Source organism: Edaphocola aurantiacus, from assembly GCF_019797745.1.
In the GTDB taxonomy this organism is placed as follows: Bacteria; Bacteroidota; Bacteroidia; order Chitinophagales; family Chitinophagaceae; genus Edaphocola; species Edaphocola aurantiacus.
The window spans coordinates 286,137-312,108 of sequence record NZ_VOSI01000002.1; the positions used below are offsets into that span (position 1 = coordinate 286,137).

The 25,972-nt window shown below is 45.3% G+C and carries 25 protein-coding genes; 23 read left to right on the forward strand and 2 right to left on the reverse strand.

What is annotated here, in order from left to right; genetic code table 11:
• Positions 1-196 precede the first annotated feature (196 nt).
• The 20 genes from FTD44_RS05835 to FTD44_RS05930 all read left to right on the forward strand — a co-directional run bounded on the left by FTD44_RS05835 (position 197) and on the right by FTD44_RS05930 (position 21,447).
• Complete coding sequence (locus FTD44_RS05835; protein ID WP_222165587.1) at positions 197-2,107, forward strand: T9SS type B sorting domain-containing protein; 1,911 nt, start codon at positions 197-199, stop codon at positions 2,105-2,107.
• A 165-nt stretch (positions 2,108-2,272) separates the two neighbouring features.
• A complete protein-coding gene (locus FTD44_RS05840) occupies positions 2,273-2,767 on the forward strand; it encodes a hypothetical protein (protein ID WP_222165588.1) in 495 nt (164 codons plus the stop codon).
• 37 nt (positions 2,768-2,804) lie between these two features.
• Entirely contained in the window at positions 2,805-5,228 is a 2,424-nt protein-coding gene (locus FTD44_RS05845; protein WP_222165589.1) for a heavy metal translocating P-type ATPase, read from the forward strand.
• Positions 5,229-5,324: 96 nt separating this feature from the next.
• Positions 5,325-5,483 carry a cbb3-type cytochrome oxidase assembly protein CcoS gene (ccoS, locus tag FTD44_RS05850; protein WP_222165590.1) on the forward strand — a complete coding sequence of 53 codons (159 nt, stop codon included), beginning with the start codon at positions 5,325-5,327 and terminating at the stop codon, positions 5,481-5,483.
• 34 nt (positions 5,484-5,517) lie between these two features.
• Complete coding sequence (gene ccoN / locus FTD44_RS05855; RefSeq protein WP_246625356.1) at positions 5,518-7,695, forward strand: cytochrome-c oxidase, cbb3-type subunit I; 2,178 nt, start codon at positions 5,518-5,520, stop codon at positions 7,693-7,695.
• Positions 7,696-7,715: 20 nt separating this feature from the next.
• Complete coding sequence (locus tag FTD44_RS05860; protein WP_129020121.1) at positions 7,716-7,886, forward strand: cbb3-type cytochrome c oxidase subunit 3; 171 nt, start codon at positions 7,716-7,718, stop codon at positions 7,884-7,886.
• Positions 7,887-7,909: 23 nt separating this feature from the next.
• Positions 7,910-9,091, forward strand: coding sequence for a cbb3-type cytochrome c oxidase N-terminal domain-containing protein (locus FTD44_RS05865; RefSeq protein WP_222165591.1), 1,182 nt, complete (start codon positions 7,910-7,912; stop codon positions 9,089-9,091).
• A 111-nt stretch (positions 9,092-9,202) separates the two neighbouring features.
• Positions 9,203-10,600 carry a cytochrome c oxidase accessory protein CcoG gene (gene ccoG / locus FTD44_RS05870; protein WP_222165592.1) on the forward strand — a complete coding sequence of 466 codons (1,398 nt, stop codon included), beginning with the start codon at positions 9,203-9,205 and terminating at the stop codon, positions 10,598-10,600.
• 33 nt (positions 10,601-10,633) lie between these two features.
• Positions 10,634-11,116, forward strand: coding sequence for a FixH family protein (locus tag FTD44_RS05875; protein WP_222165593.1), 483 nt, complete (start codon positions 10,634-10,636; stop codon positions 11,114-11,116).
• Positions 11,117-11,120: 4 nt separating this feature from the next.
• On the forward strand, positions 11,121-11,831 hold the full coding sequence (locus FTD44_RS05880) for a sulfite exporter TauE/SafE family protein (protein ID WP_222165594.1): 711 nt from the start codon (positions 11,121-11,123) through the stop codon (positions 11,829-11,831).
• Between the two features lie 69 nt (positions 11,832-11,900).
• Entirely contained in the window at positions 11,901-13,151 is a 1,251-nt protein-coding gene (locus tag FTD44_RS05885; RefSeq protein WP_222165595.1) for a nucleoside recognition domain-containing protein, read from the forward strand.
• A 23-nt stretch (positions 13,152-13,174) separates the two neighbouring features.
• Complete coding sequence (locus FTD44_RS05890; protein ID WP_222165596.1) at positions 13,175-14,860, forward strand: NAD+ synthase; 1,686 nt, start codon at positions 13,175-13,177, stop codon at positions 14,858-14,860.
• 47 nt (positions 14,861-14,907) lie between these two features.
• On the forward strand, positions 14,908-15,936 hold the full coding sequence (locus tag FTD44_RS05895) for a tryptophan 2,3-dioxygenase family protein (protein WP_222165597.1): 1,029 nt from the start codon (positions 14,908-14,910) through the stop codon (positions 15,934-15,936).
• 88 nt (positions 15,937-16,024) lie between these two features.
• Complete coding sequence (locus tag FTD44_RS05900) at positions 16,025-16,606, forward strand: DUF937 domain-containing protein (protein WP_161971210.1); 582 nt, start codon at positions 16,025-16,027, stop codon at positions 16,604-16,606.
• Positions 16,607-16,785: 179 nt separating this feature from the next.
• The gene (locus FTD44_RS05905; RefSeq protein ID WP_222165598.1) at positions 16,786-17,406 is read left to right on the forward strand and encodes a TatD family hydrolase; all 621 of its coding nucleotides are present in this window, start codon (positions 16,786-16,788) and stop codon (positions 17,404-17,406) included.
• Between the two features lie 2 nt (positions 17,407-17,408).
• Positions 17,409-18,131, forward strand: a complete 723-nt coding sequence (locus FTD44_RS05910; RefSeq protein WP_129020132.1) for a tRNA threonylcarbamoyladenosine dehydratase — start codon at positions 17,409-17,411, stop codon at positions 18,129-18,131.
• A 63-nt stretch (positions 18,132-18,194) separates the two neighbouring features.
• Complete coding sequence (gene asnS, locus FTD44_RS05915) at positions 18,195-19,625, forward strand: asparagine--tRNA ligase (protein WP_317125590.1); 1,431 nt, start codon at positions 18,195-18,197, stop codon at positions 19,623-19,625.
• A 27-nt stretch (positions 19,626-19,652) separates the two neighbouring features.
• The gene (locus FTD44_RS05920) at positions 19,653-20,648 is read left to right on the forward strand and encodes a glycosyltransferase (protein ID WP_222165599.1); all 996 of its coding nucleotides are present in this window, start codon (positions 19,653-19,655) and stop codon (positions 20,646-20,648) included.
• Positions 20,649-20,662: 14 nt separating this feature from the next.
• A complete protein-coding gene (locus FTD44_RS05925; protein WP_222165600.1) occupies positions 20,663-21,211 on the forward strand; it encodes a CopD family protein in 549 nt (182 codons plus the stop codon).
• An 11-nt stretch (positions 21,212-21,222) separates the two neighbouring features.
• Positions 21,223-21,447, forward strand: coding sequence for a hypothetical protein (locus FTD44_RS05930; RefSeq protein ID WP_222165601.1), 225 nt, complete (start codon positions 21,223-21,225; stop codon positions 21,445-21,447).
• A 70-nt stretch (positions 21,448-21,517) separates the two neighbouring features.
• Here FTD44_RS05930 and FTD44_RS05935 read toward each other — a convergent pair whose 3' ends face one another.
• Entirely contained in the window at positions 21,518-22,867 is a 1,350-nt protein-coding gene (locus FTD44_RS05935) for a M20/M25/M40 family metallo-hydrolase (RefSeq protein ID WP_222165602.1), read from the reverse strand.
• 121 nt (positions 22,868-22,988) lie between these two features.
• Between FTD44_RS05935 and FTD44_RS05940 the strand changes: the two genes are divergently transcribed.
• The gene (locus tag FTD44_RS05940) at positions 22,989-24,023 is read left to right on the forward strand and encodes a flavin reductase family protein (protein WP_222165603.1); all 1,035 of its coding nucleotides are present in this window, start codon (positions 22,989-22,991) and stop codon (positions 24,021-24,023) included.
• Here FTD44_RS05940 and FTD44_RS05945 read toward each other — a convergent pair.
• Complete coding sequence (locus FTD44_RS05945) at positions 24,020-24,727, reverse strand: SAM-dependent methyltransferase (protein WP_222165604.1); 708 nt, start codon at positions 24,725-24,727, stop codon at positions 24,020-24,022. The genes FTD44_RS05940 and FTD44_RS05945 overlap by 4 nt on opposite strands.
• 90 nt (positions 24,728-24,817) lie before the next feature.
• On the opposite strand from FTD44_RS05945, the gene FTD44_RS05950 reads away from it, so the two are divergent.
• Together FTD44_RS05950 and FTD44_RS05955 are read left to right on the forward strand one after the other, a co-directional pair.
• Positions 24,818-25,456 (forward strand): YiiX/YebB-like N1pC/P60 family cysteine hydrolase, encoded by a 639-nt coding sequence (locus FTD44_RS05950; RefSeq protein ID WP_222165605.1) that lies wholly within the window; start codon positions 24,818-24,820, stop codon positions 25,454-25,456.
• A gap of 39 nt (positions 25,457-25,495) precedes the next feature.
• Complete coding sequence (locus tag FTD44_RS05955; protein WP_222165606.1) at positions 25,496-25,972, forward strand: nuclear transport factor 2 family protein; 477 nt, start codon at positions 25,496-25,498, stop codon at positions 25,970-25,972.

Genomic DNA, 25,972 nt, shown 5'->3' on the forward strand with positions numbered 1-25,972 from the left:
TGCCTAAAAAGCTATAGTACAGATTGTACTGTAGCTTTTTTTTCATTTAAATACACTGTTTATAAGTTGCTCAAACTCAAAATGGAGCGTTTTCTCTATTTTTTTTATATTTTTACCAACCAGTAATAAAGCCTTGGCTGTCTTTATATTATAATGCAATAAAATAAGTTTTTTTACTCCAATAAACTGTATGACGATGAAAAAGTATACCATATTGCTTTTGCTTGCAATATTCTCCGGCTTCCTTTCCAGGGCGCAGATCGGGTTAACGTTTGATGATACACTCATCTGTAGGGGAACCACTATAACCATGGGGGCCACATTTACCGGTCAGGTGAATGGCCTGAATACGGATGACTACTTTACCGATGAAGTAATTGATATCGGTTTCCCATTTGTATTTTACGGACAGACATATAATAAATGTGTGATCTCCGGCAATAACTTTATCTCTTTTGATACCACACTGGCTACAGCGTATAGTTCTTACCAGTACACTACAGCCTTAAACTCTACCAACGGCCAGTTAAACAAAGTGGCTATGCTTGGTTTCCAGGATCTGGATTTGAGTCAAGGTGGTACGCTTAAGTACCAGACCTTCGGTACTCCTGGTTCAAGAAGATTTATCGTAGAGTATTGCCAGGTACCGAAATATGGTTTTTCTTGTAACCAATACAAGGTAACCAACCAGATTATCCTGTATGAAGGTTCCAATATCATTGAGTTCCATACAGCTGATATGCCTGGTACACCAACTTGTCCGAGCACAAACAGTGCTGCTAACGGCGGTAACTCTATCCAGGGTCTTCGTGATGTAACGGGTGCAACTACTAACCAGCTTTTTACACCAAACAGAGCTCCGGCAGATCTGTGGGGCACTATCGGTAGCACCAACTCATCAAGAAGATACACACCAATCGCGACTGCTCCGTTTTATGTAATTGACAGCATTCCGTTCAATCCATGGCAGATCATCGAAAATGCAAATAGTGCATTACTGAAATGGTATGATGCAAATGGTACATTCTTAGGTCAGGGACCAACAATGACGGTTACACCAGTTAACCCTCCATCTCCTGCAACCGGAACTTATTATGTAGTAGAATATGTAGGACAGGCTGGTTGTGATCTGACACAAACCTATACATTCCTTGATACTATCCATGTTCGTTATGACGATAAGAAAGCGTATGTTTCCCAGGCTATCTGTGCGGGTGAAACTTATAATTTCTACGGACAAGTACTGTACAAATCAGGTGTATATGATACAACCTTCAGCACTACAGGCTTAAGCTGTGACAGTACTATTATCCTGACACTTACCGTAAATCCTCGTCCTAATGTAACCCTGAATGAAAACAGCAGCGTTAAGATCTGTCAGGGAGATACATACATCTTCAGAGCAGTGAAACAAACCGGCGCTACTTATCAATGGATAAAAGACGGTGGTGCTATACCAGGTGCAACAAGAGATACACTGCCTGCAACTACTCCGGGTAACTATCGTGTACGTATCACGACTAATAAAGGTTGTGTGGATACATCGAAATCCGTAGAGCTGAAAGTTAAACCAAACCCAACAGTGAAGATCTCTTATGTGAGCAGAAACAATTTCTGTGCTGAGGATACGGTAACCCTGAAAGCTACTGCTACAGGTGACAACCTGGAATATGTATGGACTCCGGATGAGTACGTGAGAAGAACTTCATTGGGTATATACAGTATTGCAGAGGCAGCGGTACCGCAAACCGGTTATGTAAAAGTAACTGTATACAACGGCGATATCTGTTCGGCTTCTGACTCTGTTCTGATCAAAGTACATCCTTGTTGTGAAATCGGTATGCCTTCTGCATTCACACCGAATGGTGATGGTAAAAATGATTACTTCAACCCGATCCTTCAGGTAGGTCAGAAAGTGGTAACCTTACAGGTATATCACCGCAATGGTCAGCTGATTTATGACAACGAAAACCCGACCAAAGGATGGGATGGTAAAGATAAAAACGGCAACTATTATACCAGTGATGTCTTTATGTATATCCTGAAATACAACTGTTCGGATAATAAAATTTATGAGAAAAAAGGTGACATTACTATCGTAAGATAAAATTCATCCACATCATATAAAAAGAGCGGCACGCAATAATTGCGTGCCGCTCTTTTTATGATTCAGCTATTTCAAAAAGCTGACAAAAATCATAAAAGGGGCTGACATTCATCAGCCCCTTTTGCATTTGTGCCGGCTAATTTTGTATTCAAACGAAGCCGGTATATGAGCATTTCTTTTATCAACTTCAATTCTTTTTCCAAGAAAGAATTGTGCCAGTTTATCGTGCGGAGATGCTATGAGAATATGCGTAAAGCAATCAGGCGGATGGAAGCACATTATGTGCATCAGGATTTTGATACGGACCGCAATGATGACCTGGAGACAGCACTTCCCTTTATATTTCTGCAGTTCAAGGAATCCTGCGAACAGCTGATGCTATGGGAAGAGAAACTCATACTTCCGTACTTCCAGGATCAGGATCATACACAGTCCAGGTACCGGGCCAATACGATCCTGAACCCACATCTGCTCACCGTCAAACATGAAAAGCTGAAACAATTATATGATAAGATAAAGTTTCATAGTGTGCATGACGTACATCACCAGAATGAAACACTGTACCAGATAATGAGGTACGACCTGTTGCAAACCAATATACAACTGCTGGACTGGGAGTATCTGATACAGATACTCCTCTACAGCAAGCCAGTCCCTTAAGACCTCACCTGTCCTACTTCAACTCAAACAAAACAACATGGTGAACGAAACTGTATTACAGACGGCTACGGCTACTGTTTGCTATCACTGCGGAGAAGATTGTCCCAACAACAGCATCCTGTATGATGATAAAGTATTTTGCTGTAGCGGTTGCCAGACCGTATACACCCTATTGCAGGAGAATGGCCTCTGCAATTATTACAACCTGAACGAACATGCAGGTATTAACCGGAGAGAAGTCATCCGGAAAGATAAATTTGCGTTCCTGGAAGATCAGTCTATCCGGCAGGCGCTCATCCGGTTCAAAAACGAGGCCGAGACCCACGTAACGTTTTACATTCCCTACATACACTGCAGTAGCTGTATGTATCTCCTGGAGCAGTTATACCGGATTCATCCTGGTGTAATCCGTACCGACATCAACTTCCTTAAAAAAGAAGCCAGTATTATTTTCAATGAAAAGCAACTCCCCCTGCGGGCTTTGGTAGAGCTGCTTACAGAACTGGGCTACGAACCTCATCTCAGCCTGCAGCAAATGAAACAGGAAAAGCCGAAAGTTAATCGCAGACTGGTCTACCGCCTGGGTGTTGCCGGATTTTGTTTCGGCAATATTATGCTGATGAGTTTCCCCGAATACTTCTCTGAAGATGTACAACAGGAAGCTTACCTGGGCAGTATCTTCCGCTATCTTAATCTTCTGCTGGCACTGCCTGTATTTTTCTATTGTTCCTCCATATTCCTGGCCTCTGCCTGGAAAGGTTTAAAACATAAGCACATCAATATCGACTTCCCCGTTGCCATAGCCATTGTAGCCACCTTCGGGCGTAGTGTAGTCGATGTCCTTTTTCAACAGGGAGCCGGTTATTTCGATTCCCTTTCCGGCATCGTCTTCTTCATGCTCATTGGTCGTGTAGTACAGGACAAAACCTACGGCGCACTAAGCTTTGAGCGTGATTATACCGATTACTTTCCTATAGCTGCAACAGTAGTAAAAGACGGCCAGACAATTGCACGTCCATTACCGGATATAAAGGCCGGTGATACGCTGAAAATACATAACAACGAACTGGTACCTGCCGATGGTATCCTCGTCAGGGGAAAAGCCCAGATTGATTATAGTTTCGTGACCGGGGAATCCGTTCCCGTACTGCCGGAAACGGGAGAGATCATCTATGCAGGAGGAAAACAGCTGGGTGCTGATATAGAACTGCTCACGGTCAAAGAAGTGGCCCAGAGCTACCTTACCGGTTTATGGAACAAAGAACACCAGCAGGATGATGCAGCGATAAAAGCACATGAAACGCAGTCTTTCGTACATAAACTCGCCACAAATTTTACCTGGATCGTACTGGCAATTGCACTTATCACCGGGCTATACTGGTGGGCACATGATCCTGCCAAAATATGGCCTTCTGTCACTGCCATACTCATCATCGCCTGTCCCTGTGCACTGCTGCTGACCTCTACCTTTACAAGGGGCTATATCCTGCGCATATTGGGCCGAAACGGATTATACCTGCGCAATGCACATGTAATCGAACCACTGGGAAAATTAAACCACCTGGTGTTTGATAAAACCGGTACCCTGACTGCGGCAGAGCAGATTTCAGCTACCCATTACGGGCCCGAACTGACAATTGAAGAACAGCAGCTCATTGCCTCGCTCACTCACCCCACAACACATGCCATGAGCCGTCCGGTAAGGGCTATCCTTAACCACGATCATTTATACGAAGTCTTCGGCTTTCATGAATATCCGGGACTAGGCGTAAGTGGTACCGTTAATGGAAAAGAAATCCGGATCGGCACTGCAGGATTTATGCAAAGAAGTGCAGAGCACATTGCACAAAAAGGCACCATACTGCTGATCACTATTGATGAAGAGGATAAAGGATATTTTGTCTTGACACAGGGCTTAAGAAAAGGAATAGAAGGCCTGCTGCACCGCTTACAAAAGTTGCTGCGTATCTCTATGCTTTCCGGTGATATGCCGCACCAGGCCAAACTGCTGCAACAGGTAGCCGGACCGGATGTAAGCCTGCACTTCCAGCAGCAACCACATGATAAACTGGCTTATGTGCAGCAACTGCAACAGCAGGGTAAAACGGTGGCTATGATCGGAGACGGACTAAATGATGCCGGTGCCCTCAGGCAAAGTAATGTTGGCATTTGTATTGCAGAAGATACCAACTCCTTTACTCCGGCAGGAGATGCTATTCTGAAAGGCGCGCAGTTGCATATACTGGACAAACTGATCCTGATGAGCAAGAGCAGCAGGCTGATCATTATCCTGTGTTTCAGTTTTTCGTTCCTCTACAATACCGTTGGTTTAATCCTGGCGGTACAGGCCAGACTATCTCCTATTGCGGCCGCTATATTGATGCCCTGCAGTACCCTCAGTATCATTTTGCTGACCTATATCGTCAGTAAAATCCGCAGTAAAAAGCTGGGCCTGAAATAGGCATTAATCAAAGTATGATAAAAGTCATATTCCGCTATGAGTATTGTCATAGAATAGTCGGGTAGCCGGGAATAATTTTGTATAAATTTTAAGACAATGAGCGTCATCATCATTTTACTGGGATTGAGCTTATGCGTGAGCATCGGTTTTCTCATGGCATTTATCTGGTCTGTAAAATCAGGTCAGATGGAAGATGACTACTCTCCTGCACATAAAATATTCTTCGACGATAACCAGCCCGGAAACGTCCAATAAGCATTCTTACAAATCGTCTATACAATTAACCAATATGAATAACGAAGCTATAGTACAAAACACTTCCGGCATGCAGGTAGAGAAATTCTACTATGATAACAAGACGGTGAAAATGTTTGGTGTTGCAGCCATTTTCTGGGGTGTGATCGGCATGCTCGCAGGAGTTTACATTGCATTTGAACTGGCCTTCCCATCCTGGAATCTGGGCTGGGCCCCGATCACCTTTGGACGTATGCGCCCTGTGCATACCAATGCTGTCATCTTTGCCTTCGTCGGCAACATTATATACATGGGGGTTTACTACTCCCTGCAACGCCTGCTGAAAGCGCGTATGTTCAGCGACAAACTCAGCAAAATCCACTTCTGGGGCTGGCAACTGATTATTCTTTTCGGCGCATTAAGCCTCTGGATGGGCTTTACACAAGGTAAAGAATACGCCGAGCTGGAATGGCCGCTGGATATTGCCATCACACTCATATGGGTAGTCTTCGGTATCAATATGTTTGGTACGATCCTGAAAAGAAGAGAGCGCCACCTGTATGTGGCTATCTGGTTCTATATCGGCACCTGGGTAGCTGTGGCTATGCTGCATATTGTAAACTCATTTGCACTGCCCTATTCCGGTATGCATAGCTATAGCTGGTATGCTGGTGTACAGGACGGCCTGGTACAATGGTGGTACGGACATAATGCGGTAGCCTTCTTCCTGACTACTCCATTCCTCGGTCTGATGTATTACTTCGTGCCTAAAGCAGCCGGCAGACCTGTATATTCTTACCGCTGGTCTATTATCCACTTCTGGTCGCTTATCTTCATTTATATCTGGGCTGGGCCACACCACCTGCTCAATACCGCATTACCCGGCTGGGCACAGTCTTTAGGTACTGTATTTTCCATCATGCTTATTGCACCCTCATGGGGTGGTATGCTCAACGGTTTGCTGACCCTGCGCGGCGCATGGGATAAGGTGCGTGACGAGCCTGTTCTGAAGTTCTTTGTGGTAGCACTTACCTGTTATGGCATGGCTACATTCGAGGGGCCTATGTTGTCTCTGAAAAGCGTTAATGCCATCAGTCACTATACAGACTGGACCATTGCACACGTACACGTTGGTGCGCTGGGCTGGAACGGATTCCTGGCCTTCGGCGCCATCTATTGGCTGTTTCCGAGATTATACCGCACAGAATTATTTTCTAAAAAACTGGCCAATACCCACTTCCTTATCGGCACCCTCGGCATCATCCTGTATGTAGTACCTATGTACTGGGCTGCACTGACACAGTACATGATGTGGAAGCAGTTTACACCGGAAGGAACACTGAAATATCAGTTCATCGAAACAGTAACCAAAATTGTACCGATGTATGCCTTAAGGGGATTCGGTGGTCTGCTCTATGTTTCCGGAATATTCCTGCTGATATACAACATCGTCAAAACGGCTAAGAAAGGAAACTTCCTTGCTGAAGAAGAAGCCTTTGCCGCACCATTACCAAAAGTGATGCCTAAGGTGGCCAAAGAACACTGGCACAACTGGATCGAGCGCCGCCCTGTGCAAATGCTGGTATTAGCCCTGATCGCAGTCGCTATCGGTGGTATTGTAGAGATGGTACCAACATTCCTGGTCAAATCAAATATTCCATCAATCACTTCTGTGAAACCCTATACCCCGCTTGAGTTACACGGCCGTAACATTTATATCCGTGAAGGCTGTTATACCTGTCACTCCCAGATGATACGCCCCTTCCGTCATGAAGTAGCACGTTACGGAGATTATTCTAAAGCAGGTGAATTTGTGTATGATCATCCGTATCAATGGGGCTCTAAACGCACCGGACCGGATCTGGCCCGTATCGGTGGAAAATACCCGGACAGCTGGCATTACAATCATATGCTGGAACCGGAAATGATGACTGCAGGTTCTATCATGCCGGCTTACCCATGGCTGTTCACAGATCGTATCGACAAAACCAAAACACCGGATATCATCAATGCGATGACCAGGCTGGGTGTTCCATACCCTAAAGGATATGATGCTATCGCAAATGACGATCTGGAAAAGCAGGCAATGCAGATCAAAGAAAGCCTGGCGAAGGATAAAATAAAAGTACAAACAACTGATGAGATCGTAGCCCTGATCGCTTATCTGCAACGCATGGGTACAGACATCAAAAAAGATAACAGGGACAGCCTGAATATGGCCGTACCGAATTAATCATACACAAACCAAGGTTTATGAAATTCAGAAATTATCTGACCTCAATCGAAGGCATCAGTGCGTATCCATTGTTTACACTGATCTTGTTCATGCTCATTTTCGTTCTCGCATCGATCCTGATTTTCAGCAAGAGTAAAAAAACCATCGATCACATCAAGAATATTCCCCTGGAAGACGGACAGGAATAAAATATCATTAATCCACATAGCTGATGAGAAAAATATTATCACTAATCGCCCTTACAGCCCCTAATATATTGTGGGCCGCAGACCCAACTCCTGCTACAGCAAGTGCAGGTCCGGAGAGTCCATGGGCAGCCCTGGCCAATCCTGTAGCCATCATCATGGTCACTATACTGATCGTACTGCTCTTCGTTATTATTTTCCTGAGCCGTATTGTACTGAACTCCCTGGAGTTTTACAAGGCTAAACGGCAGGCCGAAAAACGCAAAAGCAATAGTAGTACACTGACGGCAATATTAATACCACTCCTCCTGTTCTCCGGCCTGAATGCCTTTGCACAGACAGCCGATGAGGCTGCCGAAGCGGCACCCAAAGCTGTGGAGCTGATAGGAGGCATGAACCCTACATTGTTCTATACGCTTTTTGGTGTATTTATCCTGGAAGTAGTGGTCATTGTTGTCCTGCTTTCTGTAACCCGCTTCCTGGTTGGCCTGGAGCGCAAAAAAGAGTATAAGAAAGAAAAAGGGATCAGCTGGTGGGAAAAAATGAATGCCACCAAATCATTGGATGCTGCCTCAGAAGCCGAGGCCAACTGGGGGCATAGTTATGATGGCATTGAGGAGCTGGACAATCCTACACCACCCTGGTGGGTAGCCGGCTTTGCCCTCTCCGTCATTGTAGGGGTCATATACTTCTACCGCTATGACATTGCGAAAACGGCTCCGAACCAGTTGGAAGAATATGCGATTGAGGTACAGAAAGGAGAAGCAGCAAAGCTTGCCTATCTCGCTTCTGCAGCCAATAATGTAGATGAAAATACAGTAACGGTATTAACTGAGGCAACAGATATTGAAGCCGGAAAAGCAGTATTTGTACAGGTATGTGCAGCCTGCCACGGAGCAGATGGCGGTGGTAGTGTAGGACCAAACCTCACAGATGACTACTGGCTGCATGGTGGTGGTATCAAAGACATCTTCCGCACCATTACAGTCGGCGTTCAGGATAAGGGAATGAAATCCTGGAAAGATGATTACTCGCCAAGACAGATCCAGCAAATTGCCAGCTATATTAAAACACTGCATGGTACCAAACCCGCGACACCAAAAGCTTCGCAAGGAGAGTTGTATATAGAGGAAAGCAAAGAAAACAGTACACAAGCTACAGCCGCTCATGGGACAGCTACTGCAGCGGACAGTACATCAGTACAGTAAGTTTTTTTGTTTTGAGTTGAAAAAAAGGCTGTCCTGATTCTTCAAGACGGCCTCTATTTTTTCAGAAAGTCCTGCAAATCCTTCATCCATGTTTCCTTAAAATTTTACAACATGGCATTTATTAAAGAGAGTGAACACTCTTTCAGAGACGAGCTATCAACCATAGACGAAAAAGGCAAACGTAAGTGGATCTATCCTTCAAAACCAAAAGGAAAATTCACCACTGCACGCTATTACCTGAGTTACCTGTATTACGCATTGTTCTTCGGTCTTCCGCTCATACATATTCATGGACATCCGCTATTACAATTCAATATTCCGGAAGGTAAGTTCATTATTTTCGGCACCATATTCTGGCCCCAGGATTTTTTCATTTTCGGGCTCATCATGGTTGCAGCCATCCTTTCGATTGCCCTGTTTACCATGGCCTACGGCCGTATTTTCTGCGGATGGATCTGTCCGCAAACCATATTCATGGAAACCCTGTTCCGCCGTATCGAATATGCAATTGACGGAGACGCCGCGCAGCAGCGCATCTTGAAAAAACAACCCTGGACCACTAAAAAAATTATCAAAAGAGTCCTCAAACAAAGTCTCCTCATTGCACTATCCTTCCTGATCGCAAATACTTTTCTGGCCTACATCATAGGCACAAAATCCTTGCTTAAAATCATGAGCGAACCGGTAATGCAGCATGTCGGCGGCTTCATGGCCATACTATTATTTACCGGGGTATTCTACGGAGTATTTGCCTACATGCGCGAACTGGTATGTACGAACATCTGCCCCTACGGAAGACTACAAAGTGTACTGCTCGATAAGGATTCTATAGTAGTGGCCTACGATTATAAAAGAGGAGAGCCCCGTGCCAAATTCCGTAAAGTGCAGGGCGATGCAGGTGATTGCATTGACTGTCTGCAATGTGTGCGGGTATGTCCTACTGGTATTGACATCCGTAATGGGACACAGCTGGAGTGTATTAATTGCACCGCCTGTATTGATGCCTGCGATGCTATGATGGTAAACATAAAACGGGATACCGGCCTGATCCGTTATGCATCTGAAAGCAATATTGCAGAAGGCAAAAAAAGTGTTTTCACCTTAAAGCTAAAAGTATATACCAGCATTCTGGCCATTATCATGATCGGCATTACAGTGCTGCTCGCAAAGAGTAAAAACGTAGATGGAAATATCATCCGTTCGGCAGGCATGTTATTTCAAGAGCGCGGTACAGACAGCATTTCAAACCTGTATAATGCCAAATTTATCAACAAAACATTTGACCGTTTCGATCTTAGTCTGAAGCTGGAAGACCGGAAAGGATATATACAGATGGTGGGCAAGGAGCAGATCGGTATGCGCCCGGAAAGTCAGGGCAGTACTAATTTCTTTATCGTACTACCTCGTACAGAAATCCGCAACCGGAAGGAGAAGCTAAAGATCGGTGTATACGAAAACGGGAAGCTGGTCATGTACTTACACACCACTTTCCTCGGACCAATGTCCTGAACAATTTATTCAACCAAATCAAAAAATAAAATCATGGAATACCAAGTCAAAACAAAAAAGCCATACGGCTTCTGGAATTGGGGTACTATACTCACCTTCGTTTTTATCCTGGGGGCTTCAGGAATTATCTTCATGGTGTACCGCTCACAGCAAATGTCTGCAGAACTGGTTACAGACAATTATTATGCAGAGGAATTGCAATTTCAAAAAAAGATAGACGCACGTACCGCAGCCAATACCCTATCCCGCAAAGTGGCTATTGAATATATGGATGCACAGGATGCAATCGTGGTATCCTTTCCGCAGGAATGCCTGAAAGAACATATAAAAGGCCATATCTATTTCTACAATCCAGCTAGTGGCAAACAGGATCGCATTATTCCCATCACTATGGATGCACAGGGCTTGCAGGTGATCGCCGCAGGCAAGATCGACAAAGGCACCTATTCTGTACAGGTGGAGTGGAGCATGAATGACAGGGCTTACAGTACAGATGTTCCGTTTACCAAACTATAGCGATATGTACACCGCAATTTTATTTTCCGCATTGGCAATGGGCTTCCTGGGCAGTTTTCACTGTATTGGTATGTGTGGACCACTAGCCTTATCACTTCCGGTACAGCACCTCAGCGGATGGAGGCGATGGATGGGTATACTCCTTTACAATCTCGGACGCATCAGTACCTATGCTATACTGGGTTGGCTGCTGGGCCTGATCAGCACACAATTTTCATTCTTTGGCTGGCAGCAAAAAATATCGGTAATATTGGGTTCTGTGATGATCGGCTACCTGCTCTACAGCTTGTTGTCAGGAAGAAAAAAAGTTAGAAAAGCCATACAATTACCCTGGCAGAAAAATGTGCTGCAAGCCCTGGGCCGATTATATGCTCATAAAAAAAGCTATACCCTTTTCTTAATTGGGCTGCTCAATGGTTTATTGCCCTGTGGCATGGTCTATATGGCCCTTACCGCAGCATTTGCATTGGGCAGTCATCAACAGGCAGCTACATTTATGGCGGCCTTCGGTGCAGGTACATTACCGGCCATGGCAGGTATCGGTTACCTGGGCAGTATGATCAGTCTCAATCTGCGCAACAAAATTCGTCGTGCAGGACCTTATCTGGCAGGCTTTATGGGGCTGCTGCTCGTCCTTCGGGGTCTGAACCTGGGCATTCCTTACCTGAGTCCGGAAATCAGGGAGCAAAAGGTGAGTTGCTGTAGCCCGAAATAAAGGGCAGGAAAAGCAAAAAATCAAAATCCTTATCCTTAAATAGTTTATTTTCGTCACATATTTTTCGGTATGGTATTAAATTATGTCTGGATAGGTTTTTTCCTCATCGGTTTTATCGTTGCATTATATAAGGTGGCATTTCTGGGCCAGATGGATATTTTTTCCACCATGGTCACCAACTTATTTGACAGTGCCAAGACCGGCTTCGAAATATCTATCGGTCTTACCGGTATGATGGCCCTCTGGCTGGGTATTATGAAGATCGGTGAGCATGCAGGTGTGGTAAATGTTTTTGCCCGTGGCGTACAGCCGTTTTTCAAAACCCTTTTCCGTGGAGTACCTAAAGGACATCCGGCCTATGGCAACATTGCCATGAACTTCTCGGCCAATATGCTGGGACTGGACAATGCCGCGACTCCGCTCGGGTTAAAAGCCATGAATGATTTGCAGGAGCTGAACCCCCAGAAAGAAAAAGCGAGCGATGCCCAGATCATGTTCCTGGTGCTGAATACCGCAGGTATTACCCTGATCCCCTCATCGGTCATTGCCATTCGCCAGTCGATGGCGATAGAACAGCATATAGCCAACTTTAATGCTGCTGACATTTTCTTACCTATTCTTATTTCAACATTTGTAGCCTTTACGGCGGGCATACTGATCACATCTGCTTTTCAGCGCATCAATATTTTTAAATGGCCGGTCATTATTTTTATCCTGGGCTTTGGCGGTGCTATATTCGGGCTGGCCGCATGGTTACGCCAGTTTCCTGCTGAGACGATGAGCAAATATGTGGGCCTTATCGGTAGTGGGGTGATCCTTACGATCATTATGCTGTTCCTGATAGCTGGTCTGCGCAAAAAACTCAATGTATACGATCTGTTTATCGAGGGGGCCAAAGAAGGCTTTACTACGGCCATCAAAATCATCCCGTACCTGGTGGCCATGCTGGCCGCGATCAGCGTATTCCGCAGCTCTGGCTGTATGGACTACCTGGTGAATGGCATTGCTTTTGTAGTAGCTGCAATGGGATTAAATACAGATTTTGTACCGGCACTTCCGGTGGCTTTCATGAAGCCATTAAGTGGTGGCGGTGCCCGTGGTTTGATGGTTGATGTACTTAAGGAACATGGTGTAAACTCTTTCCCCGGAAAGATTGCCTCTATTATACAAGGCTCAACTGAGACCACATTTTATGTACTCGCCGTGTACTTCGGCAGTATCAATGTAAAAGATACCCGCTATGCTTTGCTATGCGGTTTGCTGGCCGACGGAATCGGTTTAATTACAGCTATTCTCGTAGGCTATCTTTTCTTTCATTAATTTTATAGCTGATTTTTTATCTGATGAAGATATTTCTGGCCCAACAAAACTATATTATCGGTGACTTTGAGCACAACACTTCCAGGATACTGCAAGCCATAGAACAGGCTGCAGCTGCAGGTGGTGAGCTTATCGTCTTCCCCGAACTGGCTATCTGTGGCTACCCTCCGCGCGATTTCCTGGAGTTCGAAGATTTTATCGATGCCTGCAAAAATAGTATTGACCGTATCTGCGCCGCTGCGCGGGATATTGCAGTACTGGTAGGTGCGCCCAGCCGCAACCCGGTACCACAAGGGAAAGACCTGTTCAATAGTGCATACTTTATTTACGAAGGCAAGGTGCAGCAGGTGATCAACAAAACCTTGCTGCCCAATTATGATATTTTTGATGAATACCGCTACTTCGAACCGTCCTTTGACTGGAATATCGTTTCGTTCAAAGGCAAGCGTCTGGCGGTAACTATTTGTGAAGATATATGGGATATGGAAGCTGATCTGATGTATCGTTTCTCCCCTATGGATAAACTGATCGAACAGCAACCAGATATCATGATCAACCTCAGTGCTTCTCCGTTCGATTATACACATGCAGAAGACAGGCTTTGGGTGGTTAAAGAGAACTGTAAAAAGTACCAGCTGCCAATGCTCTATTGCAATACGGTTGGCTCTCAAACCGAGATCGTCTTTGACGGCGGATCGATCATTGCGGATGCCTCCGGCAATATCCTCAAAACATTACCCTATTTCGAAGAGGCTTTAGATGCTGTAATCTGGAATGAAGAAGACAACAGCCTGGAGCTGCCGGTGCAGCAAAGTGCGGAAACACTGCCTTCTGCTCCATTGAACCCGGTTACCTATGAAAGTGAACTGAATATAGATCGCATTCATAGTGCCCTGGTTATGGGCATACGCCAGTATTTTGAAAAGATGGGCTTTAGCCAGGCTGTTGTAGCCAGCTCTGGTGGTATTGACAGTGCAGTAACACTGGCACTGGCCTGTGAGGCACTGGGACCAGATAAGGTACATGCGCTGCTGATGCCTTCGCAATTTTCTACAGGCCATTCGGTAGATGATGCGGTACAGCTGTCTGAAAACCTGAACAACCGTTATGACATCATCCCGATCAAGCCGGTATTTGACACCTTTGAAGCTGCGCTGAAACCCGTTTTTGGTGACAGACCATTTGACGTAGCAGAGGAAAATATACAGGCCCGTACCCGTGGTACGATGGTGATGGCACTGGCCAATAAATTTAATTACATATTACTCAACACTTCTAACAAAAGTGAACTGGCTACCGGTTACGGCACCTTATACGGTGACATGGCCGGCGGACTGGCGGTACTGGGAGATGTATACAAAATGCAGGTATATGCCCTGGCGCGATACATCAATCGCAACGAAGAGATCATACCGGAACATATCATTACTAAAGCCCCTTCTGCAGAGCTGCGCCCGGGACAAAAGGACAGCGATAGTCTGCCGGACTACCAGGTACTCGACAGCATTATCTACCAGTATGTAGAACGCCGTCAGAGCCCGCAGAACATTACCAGTCAGGGTTATGATCCTGCATTGGTTAAAAGGGTTATTACCATGATCAACCGGAATGAATATAAGCGCAACCAATTCTGCCCTATCATCAGGGTATCATCCAAATCCTTTGGCATTGGTCGCAGAATACCGATCGTAGGAAAATATTTAGGTTAAAAACATAAACGACAAACCGTAAAAAACGAAGTACAACAATAAAGAAAATGGATACAAAACAGAGACCACCGGTATATTACAGCGAATATCTGCAACTGGATAAAATCCTGAATGCACAGTTTCCGGAAAGTGCAAAAGAAGGCATAAAGGCAGATGATGAAATGCTGTTTATTATCATTCACCAGGCATATGAACTCTGGTTCAAGCAAATCCTGCACGAGGTCAATATTGTAAGAGAGATCTTCAAACAACCGAATGTACCGGACAACTCTTCCGATATTTTCAATGCCGTATCCCGCCTCAAAAGGGTGATCAAAATAATGGAGATTCTCGTGGCACAAATCTCTGTACTGGAGACCATGACTCCACTGGACTTCCTGGATTTCAGAGACCTGCTGCGTCCGGCTTCCGGCTTCCAGAGCATACAATTTAAAATTATCGAAGCCCTGCTGGGACTGGAATATGTAAACCGTTTCGGTCATGAATATTACCTGTCTCAACTGAACGAGGGTGATATCAAAAGAGTAAAAGATGCAGAGCATGAAGTATCTCTGATCGTATTGCTGAATGGCTGGCTGGAGCGCATGCCTTTTGCCAACCAGGATAAGTACTGGTCTGAGCATACATTCTGGGATATTTACCGTGCGCAATATGCATCTGGACTATCTCCTAATGAGCAAGCTAACCTGGAAGTATTTGATCAGCTGTTCATCCAGCCAGAGCGTTATCCGGAAGGTCGCCGCCTGAGTCAGCTGGCTATGAAAAATGCACTGTTCATTATGCTGTACAGAGATTATCCTATGCTACACCTGCCGTTTGAACTGCTGGATCGTTTACTGGAAATAGATGAGCAATTATCGATGTGGCGTTACCGTCATATTCATATGGTACAACGTGCAATCGGTAAGCGTGTTGGTACAGGAGGCAGCTCTGGTGCCGCTTACCTGAAATCTGCTGCAGAGAGTCATATTATCTTCAAAGAGATTGCAGAGATCAGCTCCTTCCTGATGCCTAGAAATGCGTTACCGCAATTACCGGAGGTACTGGTTAAGGATCTGAGCTACAATAAAGACTAGCTTAGTTAATTAATTGTAATTAATGATTCCAGCGCTGTTCGAATGATATAAATGCAGTAAATTAGTGCACACATAAAAACAGTACATTATGAACATCTCTGAATTATTAAACAGTGCTACCGGCCAACAAATCGTATCGCAGGTATCTGAACGATTTGGTCTGGATCAGCAACAGGCAGGCGCTGCAGTGCAATCCGCCATTCCTATGATCCTGGGTGGTCTGGGTCGCAACTCACAAACCCCGGAAGGTGCCGCTGCACTGAGCCAGGCATTGGATAACAAACATGACGGTAGTATACTGGATAATATCCAGGGATTTTTTGGAAACAGCGATGCCGCTGAACAGGACGGCAATGGTATCCTGGGACATATCTTCGGCAACCAGGTTTCTGAAGTGAACAATGGTGTGGCACAGTCTTCTGGCATCAGCCTGGCTAAGATCGGACCGATTGTAGCTATGCTGGCACCTATTGTAATGGGCTACCTGAGCAAACAGAAACAACAGAATAATGTATCGAACTCCGGCGGTCTGGGTGACCTGATCGGTGGCTTAACCGGCGGCGGGCAAGGCTCCAAAGGCGGACTGATAGACATGGTATCCGGCTTCCTGGATAAAAACAAGGACGGCAATATGCTGGACGATATCATGGGTATGTTCGGTAAGAAATAAGTGAAATTTTAAATTGTGATATGAATATTAAAAGCCGGCTTCCTGCACAGGAAGCCGGCTTTGTTTGTAGCCACGAGCGTCGGATTGTGGTACCGAAGGTCGTGACACGCAGCGTACCAGATCAAACCACTATGATGAGTTTTTTAATTTGAGCCGGGTAATCAGTAATTTTGTATTGCATGCGCAACATTCATACCCATATTGTTCATCCCCTGGAGGAAGAGGTCGTCAGCCTGTACGAAAACTTTCCTCAATGCCTGGATCTGTCTTCCTGCAGTCTGGGTCTGCACCCATGGTATCTGGAACAGGCAGAGCGAGGCTGGGAAGTGCTGCAGCAGTATGCAACATACTCACATGTAATGGCTATTGGAGAATGCGGGCTGGATAAAGTCTCCGGCACTCCCTGGGAGCGGCAACAGCAGTATTTTCAATTGCAGATAGGGCTGGCCAACCGGCTGAACAAACCATTGATTATTCATTGCGTAAAGGCCTATGCCGAATGTATGGCGGCACTACAGGCCGCCAAAGTACCAGTGGTCTTTCATGGTTTTAATAAATCTATAGAAACGGCACAAATGCTGCTGAGCAAGGGTTACTATCTTTCCTTCGGACATAGCCTGTTCCGGGAGGGCTATGGTGACATCCTGAAGCAGGTGCCACCGGAGCGCATTTTCCTGGAAACAGATGACAAAACGGACATTTCTATCGAAGATGTATATAAAAGAGCGGCAGAATTGCTCAATTTTCCGTTAGATGCGCTTATTTTGCAGCTGGAAAAAAATTATCAAAATATTTTATAGGTATGCAGGATAAAAGTTGGTTGTCGAGAACGACCTTACTTATTGGGGAAGAGGCTTTAGATAAGCTGGTGAACAGCCATGTTATGGTAGTAGGTCTTGGTGGTGTAGGTTCTTATGCTGCTGAATTCATATGCCGTGCTGGTGTGGGCAAGATGACCATTATTGATGGTGATGTGGTAGACCCGACCAATCGTAACCGCCAGCTGCCGGCCCTGGCCACCAATCATGGTGTGTCGAAAGCCGATATTATGGCGGAACGCCTGAAGGCGATCAACCCCGAACTGGAGCTGATCGTTGTAAAAGAATTTATTACTCCTGAGCGTGTTGAGGAACTGCTGGATACTAATCCGGACTATGTGATCGACGCTATTGACAGCTTTACGCCGAAAACGACCTTTATGCGTATAGCCCATAACCGTAATATCCGGTTTGTAAGTTCTATGGGTGCTGGCGGAAAGGTAGATCCTACCCGACTGAAGGTGACAGAATTGTCTAAAACATACAACTGCCCCTTTGCCATGAAAGTGCGCAAAAGAATGCGCAAATACGGTGTAAACGGAAAAGGCGTTACGGTTGTTTTTTCAGATGAAATGCCGATAGAGGAATCACTGATGATGACAGATGGCAGTAACTTTAAGAAGTCATTCTACGGTACGATCTCATATGTACCGGCAGCATTTGGCGGCGCTGTTGCTTCCGTTGCGATCAGAGAACTGATGAAGTAACAATTAGCGGGGTATTGTGTACCTTTGCCCCACATTTATTTTATATATAAAATTTCCGCAATCGTGAGAACGAAAATTAAAGACATTTTAAACAGCGAATCATTAGATTATACGGTAAACATTAAAGGATGGGTACGCTCTTTCCGCAATAACCAGTTTATTGCGCTGAATGACGGATCTACTATTCATAATATCCAGATCGTGATCAATCCGGAGCAGGCTGATGAAGCCGTACTGAAAAATATTCAGACCGGTGCGTCCATGAATATTAACGGTAAGGTTATCGCTTCACAGGGTAAAGGACAGCGTGTAGAGATCGTTGCGGAAAATTTTGAAGTTTTAGGTACCTGTAATCCGGAAGAGTTTCCATTACAGGCCAAGAACAGACCTAGCCTGGAATACCTGAGAGAAATTGCGCATCTGCGTTTCCGTACCAATGTATTCGGTGCGGTGTTCCGCGTACGCCACAGCATTGCTTATGCTATCCATAAATTTTTTAATGATAAAGGTTTTGTATACCTGCATACCCCTATCGTAACGGCTTCTGATGCCGAAGGCGCAGGTGAGATGTTCCGTGTAACAACACTGCCGTTTGACAATCCTCCGCGACTGGAGAATGGTGAAATCGACTTTACAGAAGACTTCTTTGGTAAAAGCACCAACCTGACCGTAAGTGGTCAGCTGGAAGCGGAACTGGCAGCGATGTCATTCGGTGAAGTATATACTTTCGGCCCTACGTTCCGTGCAGAAAACTCTAATACTACACGCCACCTGGCTGAGTTCTGGATGGTAGAACCTGAGGTTGCGTTCAATGACCTGAAGGATAATATGAACCTGGCTGAGGAATTCATTCAATATATCATCAGATATGTGCTGGAGCACAATATGGATGATCTGCAGTTCCTGGAAGAAAGACTGGCAAATGAAGAAAAGCAGAAACCGGCAAATGAGCGCAGTGAAATGAGCCTGCTGGAGAAGCTGAACTTCGTCATCAATAATCAATTTGAGCGCATTACGTATACAGAGGCAATCGACATCCTGCTGCAATCAAAACCATACCAGAAGAAGCAATTCAAATATGATGTTTCCTGGGGTATAGACCTGCAGAGTGAGCATGAGCGCTTCCTGGTAGAAAAACACTTTAAAAAACCGGTTATTGTTACCGATTACCCTAAAGATATCAAGGCCTTCTATATGCGCCAGAATGATGATGGCAAAACCGTTGCTGCTATGGATATCCTGGCACCTGGTATTGGCGAAATCGTCGGCGGGTCTCAGCGTGAAGAGCGCCTGGAACTGTTGGAAAAACGCATGGAAGAGATGGACATCCCTACCGAAGAAATGTACTGGTACCTGGACAGCCGCCGCTTTGGTACGGCACCGCATGCCGGTTTCGGACTGGGCTTCGAGCGTATGGTATTGTTCATCACCGGTATGACCAACATCCGTGACGTAATTCCTTTCCCGCGTACACCTAAGAACGCAGCGTTCTAAGGTACCGGCCTAAAAAGACATTAATAAATGGACATATCCTTATCCTTAATTGTACCTGTATACAACAGGCCTCAAGAGGTAGAAGAATTATTAAACAGCCTGAGCCATCAGAGCAATAAGCATTTCGAAGTGCTTATTGTGGAAGATGGCTCTTCTGTGCCTTGTAATGACGTGGTGGCCAAGTATGCCCCTGTGCTGGATGTCAGCTATTACAATAAGCCTAACTCCGGCCCGGGTCAGAGCCGTAACTATGGAGCGGAGAGAGCAAAAGGTAATTACCTCGTATTCCTGGATTCTGATTGCGTCATTCCACCAGACTATATCAAGGCTGTGCTGGATTCTTTAAACAATCAGTATGTAGATGCATTTGGCGGTCCGGATGCGGCCCATGAAGATTTTACAGATTTTCAGAAAGCCATCAATTACTCCATGACATCTATTATTACAACAGGTGGCATTCGTGGTGGCGGGGAGAAAATGGATAAATTTTTTCCCAGGAGCTTTAATATGGGTTACTCCAAAGAAGTATTCGAGCGTACCGGGGGCTTTGCTAAAATCCGTTTTGGCGAAGATATTGATATGAGTATCCGTATCCTGTCCAATGGATTCAAAACAAGACTGATCAGGGAAGCATTTGTATACCATAAAAGACGCAGCACCTTCAAACAGTTTTTCAAACAGGTACACAACTCCGGCATTGCCCGCATCAACCTGCAGAAAAGACATCCGGGTACGCTGAAACTGGTACATACCTTACCGGCTATATTTACCCTCGGATTTCTGGCCTGTCTTATCGGTGCCATATGGTGCCCCTATTTGTTACTGCCTTTAGTATTGTTTTTTGTGATCGTATTCCTGGATGCCACACGCAGTACCAAAAGTGTACGTATAGGATGGCTGGCTATGGGTGTGAGCTGGATGCAACTCGTAGGCTATGGCAGTGGTTTCATCATCGCCTTTATACGCCGCAATATCCTGGGACAGGGTGAGTATGCATCATTCGAAAAAACATTTTACTCTTAAAGAGTCCGCATTTTATGCTTTATATAAAGGCTTTACATATCATCTTTGTAGTTACCTGGTTTGCGGGCATATTTTACATGCCACGCCTGTTTATCTACAATACCGAGGCACAGGGCAGAGATGATCTTTCCGCAGAAAGCAAAGCTGTATTGACCCAGCAGTTTCAGGTCATGATGAAGCGTCTGTGGCGCGGCATTACCATTCCCTCTGCAGTACTGACGGCCATTTTCGGTCCCTTAACAATGTATCGTTTCGGCTACTTCAGTTCGGTGCCTTCATGGCTCTGGGTTAAGCTGGGCTTCGTCCTAGCACTCTACATCTATTTCTTCTTTCTGCATGGTATTTTTAAACAGCAGATGCAGGGTATATATAAGCACAGCTCTATGCAGTTAAGGATATGGAATGAAGTGGCGACTATTTTCCTGGTCGTGATCGTATTCCTGGTATCGGTAAAGGATAGCATGAGCTGGATCTATGGCCTTATTGGTCTTATCGTATTTGTAGTAGCACTGATGAGTGCGATACGTGTTTATAAAATCATTCGTAGTAAAAAACAATCTTAAAAATATAAGTAATGGAACAATTAATAAAAGAATTAGTGGAGAAAGCTAACCTGACTGAAGAGCAGGCTGCCAAAGCAACTGAGGTTATGGTCGCTTTTGTAAAATCAAAAGTACCGCCGATGTTTCAGGATAAAGTGGATGATATGATTGCCGGCAAATTTGATATGGGTTCTATTGCCAGCATGCTGGGAGGAAGTCCCCTGGATATGCTGAAAGGAATGTTCGGTAAGAAATAATTTCTCAAAAGCAAAAAGGAATGGGTTGCAGCATATGCTGCAACCCATTCCTTTTTATAATAATTGACATCTAATCGAAGTACTGATCTGCCATGTAGATAAAGCTGGTCATGGCTACAGCACCGAGATGCAACTCTCTTTTATTGACATCCTCAAACACATCTCTGCGGCTGTGGTGCATATCGAAATAACGTTGCGAATCAGGCTGTAATCCAGCCAGGCGGCAACCGGTTTTTCCTAAAGGCCCAATGTCTACACCACCGCCTTCTTCTTCAAAATCATATACACCTAATGGCATAAAAATCGATTTCCAGTTACGGATCTTATCGCGATCAGCAGCAGATACCTTCAGACTGAATCCGCGTGGTGTATAACCACCCTCATCACTCTCTAATGCAAAAACATGTTTCTCCTTACGGGCTTTAGCGCTATCAGCATAGGTTACCCCACCACGGGCACCGTTTTCTTCATTGGCATATAATACCACACGAATGGTATGCTTTGGCTGCAGGCCCAGTTGTTTAAATGTACGTAGCACTTCTATCGACTGCACACAACCGGCACCATCGTCCTGTGCCCCCTCGCCTACATCCCATGAATCAAGGTGACCACCCACAACAATAAAGCCCTCTTTCTGACCCTGCAATTCACCAATCACGTTATAAGACAGGGCAGTACCTTTCATGCCACAGGTTGATTGTAATGCTGCTTCTGCCTTACCCGCCTTACACCATTTAGCCAGTGCATCTGCGGTGCTGTTTCCAATCGCAATAGCAGGTATCTTGCGCACATCATCATCATATCTCATAGAACCGGTATGCGGCACATCTTCCAGGCCGGTCGACAATGATCGTATAATTAAACCGGCAGCACCTTTACGTGAAGCAACATTGGCCCCGTTAAAACGATACGAAGCAATATCGGAATATCCGTCAAAGGTTTTTACAAATTCCTGGCGGAAGGCATAGTTCATAAACACGATCTTTCCTTTCACCTTAGCTTCCGGTGCAGCATTCAGCTCTTCCATATTATTGAAGCAAACGATCTCGGCAGTTAAGACCTTACCTTCTGTACCTTCAGAATTACCCAGGGACAGCATAGGAATCGTTTGCCACTTACCTTCATACTTTACTTTCAGCGATTCTTCGCCCCGTATCCATTTGGGTACCGTTACCGGCTGCAGCCAGACCTTATCAGCACCGGAACGCTCCAGCAATGCCTGGCCCCAAGCAATAGCCTTGTCCTGCTGCGGGCTGCCGCTCAGTCTATGTCCTATAGTTTTACACAAGACCCTTAAGTTTTCATAGGCCTCACCACGCAATAAAATCTCATCACTGATCTTTTTTACAATGGCACTGTCAGACTGTGCATGAGCCGTTGCGGCCAGCAGGCCTAAACATAAGCATAGTAATTTTTTCATATTATTTCTTAATCTGTTGCAAATGTAAGTGTTGTATCAGACAAATTATAATGATAAGGCAGCCGGACAGAAACAGTTAAAGAAGAATCAGTAATTTTACAATTGCACAAAGTACAGACGAATGGGAGATAGCCGCAACTTCATTATTGAACGCGTACAGACAGAGACCAATCAGGCCAAAACTTTTTTTATCAAGCCTGTGGGGGGACAGCAGCCGGTCTATAAGCCGGGCCAGTTCTTACACCTGGCATTTCCGGCTAAAAACAATACGGAGTACCGCTCTTATTCTTTTTCTTCTATTCCGGAGGAAGGAATGGCATTTACCGTTAAGGCAATGGAGAATGGCAATATTTCCCGCCTGTTTTATGATCATTACAAAGAGGGTGATGAGCTCAACGTCATCAACATCGCCGGAAAGTTTGTTTTACCGGATGATCTTTCTGAGGTACAACAGGTACTCTTATTTGCTGCCGGAAGCGGCATCACGCCTGTCTTTTCTTTGATCAAATCAATACTGCTGCATCAGCCGCACATCCATATTTTCCTGTCCTACAGCAACAGCAGTCCGCAACAGACTATCTTCTACCATACCCTGCAGGAGCTGCAACAACAGTTTCCGGAACGACTGGAGATCGAATTTATTTTCAGCAATAATAAAAACCTGCTTAAGGCAAGGCTGAGCGGCTTCTGGTTGCAGGAACTGATTGCCCGGCATAAAAAAGCCGACTGGCCCCATATACTGGCCTATACCTGCGGACCAATAGAATATATGGATACAGTGAAGATTACTTTATTTACAGAGGGTATGGTACCGGCTCAGTTCTTTATGGAGTACTTTGAAACAATGAGCGAAGAGATGATCATTGCTCCAGAAGATAAAGAAGCCCATATGGTGCATATTCACTTTAAAGATACCGACACGACCGTAACCGTACAGTATCCGGATAGCATACTGGATGCCGGTTTAAATGCCGGTCTGCACCTCCCGCATAGCTGCCGCTCCGGACAATGCGGTACCTGCACTGCCCGAATTGTAAAAGGTGAAGTATGGATTCAGTATAATGAAGTACTGACCCATAAAGACCTGGAAAACGGGCTCACGCTTACCTGTATGGGATTTCCGATAAACGGCGATGTAACGATTACCTACGATTAAGCAGGATGAACGAGAAAGATTGTAGGACGCTTATGCAGATCCGGTTTTTGTTTGCTCCATTCACCTATCGTGAGTGTTTTTACAGAAGCCGTCTCTGCCGTGATGTCTACCGCAATACATAATTTCGTTTTTTGCGGATGCAGGGCTTTCAGGGCCTCTTCCAGTAACTGGTTATTACGATACGGAGTTTCAATAAAGATCTGTGTTTCCTGTTTTTGCTGGGCGATCTGCTCCAGCTCTTTTAATGCTTTACCACGCATGGGCTCCTTGACCGGTAAGTAACCCAGGAAGCGGAATCCCTGCCCATTAAAACCAGAACCCATCAATGCCAGTAAAATAGAACTTGGCCCTGTATAGGGAATGACTACTGCACCTAATTCCTGCGCACAGGCTACGAGCTCACTACCGGGATCGGCCACAGCAGGGCATCCGGCCTCGCTCATCACACCTACATCATAACCCGCTTTAAGCCATTGACGCAGTAATGCCTTGTCTGTGGTATGTTGCTTGTTTACTTCTGCAAAAGTGATCTCATCAATCACCACCTCTTTATCATATGCCTTAAGCCACCTTCTCGCGGTGCGTACCTGTTCTACAAAATAGTATTTCAGGCGACATGCCTGCTGCTTTACTGCTTCCGGTATGGTATCTGTTGCTTGTTCTGCAAGGGGTACGGGTATGAGGTGTAATCGGCCTAAAGACATATCTGCTGTTTATTTTCAAACACAAAGAACGTCATTTTTCTACAAATCAGCCCGTTGCCGATTTCAACAATAACTTACTAGTTTTGCAGCATGATCCGAAAAGGAGTATGTTTCTGTTTATTAATTTGCCTGACCCTGCTGTTGCACAGCTGTGGTCAAAAAAGTAATGGACGTGCGCATAAGCCCAATTACATTCCTGCAGATTCCTTGTCTGCGCTGCTTTCCGGCCTGGAAGAGGGAGACATTGTATTGCGTGCGGGCAATGATGTGACCAGCAATATGCTGCGGCAACTCAACCTTAAGGATAAACGGTTTTCACATTGTGGTATTGTATTTTCCGAATCGGGTGCCTGGTGGGTATACCATAGTATAGGCAGCGAGTCTGCTCCTGACCAGGCTATTAAAAAAGAGCCGCTCATGCATTACTGGAATCCTGAAGATAACCTTGCCATCGGCTATGCCCACCTGCATATAAGCCGGCAAGAACGTGCAAAGCTCTTACATACTACAGATAGTTTATATCGCCTGCAGATTCCCTTCGATATGCAATTTGACCTGAAGAGTGATGATCGCATGTATTGCACTGAAATGGTGGCAAAGTCCATACAGTGGAGTATTCCGGAAGCCCACCTGCAGCCTACAGATACGCTGGGCAGGCAATACTGGGCGGTAGATAATATCATTCGTAGCACGCTGGTAAGCGCAGTACATTACCTGCAGGTGAAATAAAGGCAATTTTATTACCTTTGCTGACAATTACGCATTATTATGAACAAATATATTCTGGGTTTATTATGTAGTCTCTTCCTGTTTCTGGGTGGCTGCAGAAAAGATTCTTCTAAAGATGTAGCAGAACGCTTTGCCAATGCTTTTCATCACCGCGACTACAAAACGGCTATGTCTCTGGCTACAGCAACCAGCCGTACACAACTGGAAACCATCAGCCAGTTTGCCGGTAATCTTCCGGATGCATCTGCACAGGAGGCTAAAAACATCCTGGTAGTGATGGGTAAAGGCGAGGAGAAAGGCGATCGTGCGACGTACTATTATACGACCTCAGACAGTGATATCGAACAGAAGATCAACCTCATAAAAGTTGATGGTAAATGGCAGGTAGAATGGAATAAAATGGACAGCCCTGTAGTAGATAAGAAAACAGAGGCTCCGGCCGCTGCTCCCGCAGACTCCAGCGTACAACTGGAAGTAGGTACACCGGAAGGCCTGGATACTACCCTGATACGATAA